Here is a 3,543-nt window from a genome sequence, read left to right as displayed (position 1 = left end):
AGACTCCTTCTTTTGCAACAGAAGCAACCCGGGTCACGCCCTGGACCGTTCCCACAGCCTCTTCAATGGGTTTTGAGATCAATGATTCTATCTCGGGGGGGGCACCATTCTCGTAGGCGGTCATGACGGTAAGCTGGGGATAGTTGAGGCTCGGCAGGAGTTCCACCGGCAGCCTGTTCCAGGAAATCAGCCCGATCAAGGCCACCGCCGCAAATGCCATCAATACCGTGACCGGGCGGTTGAGGGCAAACCTGGTGAGTTTCATTATCTTTTCATCTCCACAACCCGAACCGGACTCAGGTCCCGGAGTCTTTTCTGTCCCTCCACGACAACCAGTTCACCGGGCTTTACGCCCTTCCGTATCATCACCAGTTCCTCTTTCTGCAGGCCAATTTCCACGCTCCTCAGAAATGCCACACCTCCCAGAACGACAAAAACCGCGGGACGTCCATCCCCGGTTTTCAAAAGGGCCTGGCTTGGCACGGCTACGGCATCCGTGAAACTTTTTATGAAAATAGTAGCCCTCGCAAACATGCCGGGCTTCAATAACAGATCCTCATTATTCACTTTCACCCTGACCTTGAGCGTCCGGCTCTTGATGTTGACAAGGGGACTGATCAGGGACACTTTTCCGCGGAACGTGCGTCCCGGATAGGCGTCCGCCACCACGGCGGCTTCCTCGCCTCCCTTGAGCAGTCTGACATCCCGCTCGTTCACATCCACTTCAGCGTACACGGTCCCGATCTCAATAATCGTGACGATAACCGCATCACCTCCACCCACATACTCACCGGTCCATTTGCGCTTCACCGCCACGATGCCCGCAATGGGCGATGTGATGCGGCATTTCCGAAGCCGGGCCTCGATCTCCTTCGCGTCCGCACGGGCCTTCTCTACCCGCACTCCTGCCTCACGACGCCCCGCCTTCGATTCCGCCTGCAGCGACTCATAGTCGGCCAGGGCCTCCTGGTAATCGGCCCGGGCTTTTTCGTCTTCTATCATGGCCTCATCAAGCTCACTGCGGGTAACGGCCCCGATTTCAAAAAGCTTCTTCTGGGAAGCAACCTTGTCCGCCTGCTTTGCAGCGGTTACCTTGGCGGCCTGCACCCGAAAGCCGGCTTTCCTGATCTCATACTCGGCTTTCCTGAGGTCGATTTCCGCCATTTCCTCCACGGCCCGGGCCTGTTTCAGCCGGGTTTTGATCAGGGTCTGATCAACGACGGCGACGAGCTGTCCCTTTTTCACCACCTCGCCTTCTTCCACGGGAACCGAAGAAAGGATTCCGGGGATCTCTGAGCTGATGTCCACCTTGGAGACATACTGAATGGTCCCCATGGCCGGAAGTTTCAGGGAAAAATCCCGCTTCACCGCCCTGACCACCCTGACCGGCGGAGCCTGCATCACTGGTGCATCCGCGCTTTCCTCACCCCTCGCGTTCCCCTGCAGGGGAAGCAACAACATCACGGCCAGAAAGCATACTCTCATTCCATTCTTCACTTCGGCGTCTCCTTCCACTGGAGCCTCTTTCCTGTTGCCCGGTAGAGACTGACCACGTCCACTGCCTTTGCGTAGAGAGATTTGAGGTATCTGACCTGCGCATCCGCGAGCCTGGTCCTTGCGTCCAGCACGTCCAGTTCGGTGGTTTCCCGCAACTGCAGGCGCTTCTCCAGCAATTTCAGTTTCTCTTTTGAGTAGGCGACCATGCTGCGGGTCGTTTCGAGAAGGGCTTCGGCCTCGCTTAACCGGTTGATGGCCTCCTGCACGTCAGCCGCTGCATTTCGTTTCGCCTGGGCAAGACGGTTCTTTGCAAGCCGGTATGCCGCCCTGGCTTTTTCCACATCAATCTTTTTCGAACTCCCGTCAAACAGGCTGAGATTGACCGACTTGCTGTCGTAATTCGCGGCCGTTCCCACGAAGTTGAAGCGGTTCTCCAGAAGACGGTTCCGCGCGACAGAAGAACTCAGGGTGCTGTCAAACAGAGAAAAGGTGAGCTTGACGCCCACCGCCCATTCCTTTTCCTCACCGGGGAACTGGTCCCCCTCCCAGGAATAACTCCCCACCAGGCTCAGGTGGGGATACCGGCTGCTCTCGCCGAGGGCGATCTTGAGCTGGTTGAAGGCCGCGTCTTCTTTCTGGTACAGCAGGTCGGGGCGTTGCTCCAGGGCCGTGGCGGTCAGGGTCTTCACATCGGCCTTGAGCGGCGGAACCGGAAACTCCTCCCGCACCAGAATGTCGCTCTCAGGGTCTCTGCCCATGAGCACATTCATCTTCCCCTTTGCCTCCACCAGGTCGTTCCTGGCGCTGATGAGGCGGTACCTGATATTGTTCCTTCTGCCTTCCGCCTCGAGCACGTCCACCCGCAGGGCAACACCCATGGCGAACTTCTCCTTGAGCAGGGCGACCGTCTGTTTTGCCTGCTCGTCGAGTTCCTCGTTGTAGCGGACGTTTTCCTGGGCCGAGAGGAGATCGTAATACGCCTTTGCGGTGGTTTCCGTTATACCGGCCTGCCTTCTGAAAAGGTCGAATTTGGCACGCTCGGTCATTTTCCGGCCCAGCCGGTACGCATTGATAAGCTCCCCGCCCCGGTACAGCGGCTTCTCCACGCTCGCCGTGCTCAAATAAATGCTGTCGGTGGCAATGGGCCTCCCGAAAAAATCCAGCTTGGGCCCATAGGTCATGCCCAGGTTGAGGGTGGGCAGGATGAGATCCTTCTTCGCCTCTTTCGCGGTGAGCTCCCCTATGTGAATCTGGCCCTTCGTATCAATGATGTCCGGGTCGTTCTTGATGGCAAGATCCACGCACTCACGGAGCCCCAGAATACGCTCCCCTCCTTCCTTCTGGCCGCAGAAGGCCACAGACGCCAGCAACCAGAAAAGGCAGAGGTCAATCACCAGAATGTTTTTCCATGCTCTTTTCATATGAATCCGCCTTGCTCCCTAGTATGTACTGCGCGCATTCTCGAGGCTCAAAAACCATCCCCGTTCAACCTGTCCCGCGTCAAGTCTGCGGGAAAATATACATTTTTTATAACCAATCCCTTTTCTTACTTCAAGTGCTTTTCGAGTATCTGCTCAGCAGAGGGACGGGGTGCAGACGTTTTTCCCGCTGAGGGACCGAAAAAAGAGAAAAATAGTTCAAAAACCCATAAATATTATTGACAAAGCCGTTTTCCTTTGTTAGCCTGCCTGTAACCCGATGACGTAACTTGAGGATTAGAATACCTTTTTTTCACATTCCGGGGCACTTCCGGCGAAAACGATTTCCGGAAGAATATATAATAATACCAGTAACTTAAATTTTATTTCGTTTCAAGCAATATACGAGGACAAGATTTTTTAATATGACAGCTATCAAACATTTTTCAGAGAAGAGAAAGGAGGGAACGTTTTACTGTTTCGTGAACCTGTTGTTGAATAAAACCTGAAAGGAGGAGATATGAAGATGAAAAAGTCTCTACAGCTACTAACGGTAATGATTGTTCTCTGCTTTCTCGCGCTGCCGACCGCTGCATCTGCCATGTATGACAGCCTCTATGCCAACGCT

At 54.8% G+C, this 3,543-nt stretch carries 3 protein-coding genes; all 3 read right to left on the bottom strand.

What is annotated here, in order from left to right; translation table 11 throughout:
- Positions 1–265: efflux RND transporter permease subunit (locus LJE94_18885; protein MCG6912162.1), on the bottom strand; the 265-nt coding region annotated here is incomplete at its 3' end.
- Complete coding sequence (locus LJE94_18880) at positions 265–1,497, bottom strand: efflux RND transporter periplasmic adaptor subunit (GenBank protein ID MCG6912161.1); 1,233 nt, start codon at positions 1,495–1,497, stop codon at positions 265–267. The genes LJE94_18885 and LJE94_18880, both read right to left, overlap by 1 nt.
- Positions 1,494–2,918: a TolC family protein gene (locus tag LJE94_18875; protein ID MCG6912160.1), complete on the bottom strand. Its 1,425-nt coding sequence runs from the start codon at positions 2,916–2,918 to the stop codon at positions 1,494–1,496. Before LJE94_18875 ends, LJE94_18880 begins: the two co-directional genes overlap by 4 nt.
- Positions 2,919–3,543 lie beyond the last annotated feature (625 nt).

This window comes from Deltaproteobacteria bacterium (genome assembly GCA_022340465.1).
GTDB lineage: Bacteria > Desulfobacterota > Desulfobacteria > Desulfobacterales > B30-G6 > JAJDNW01.
Note: the sequence above shows the minus strand (reverse complement) of the source record. Positions and strands in the feature narration are given on the sequence as shown.

Bases quoted from the DNA above. Each gene is read 5' to 3' on its own strand.
- LJE94_18875 (MCG6912160.1), bottom strand. From the start codon at position 2,918: ATGAAAAGAGCATGGAAAAACATTCTGGTGATTGACCTCTGCCTTTTC.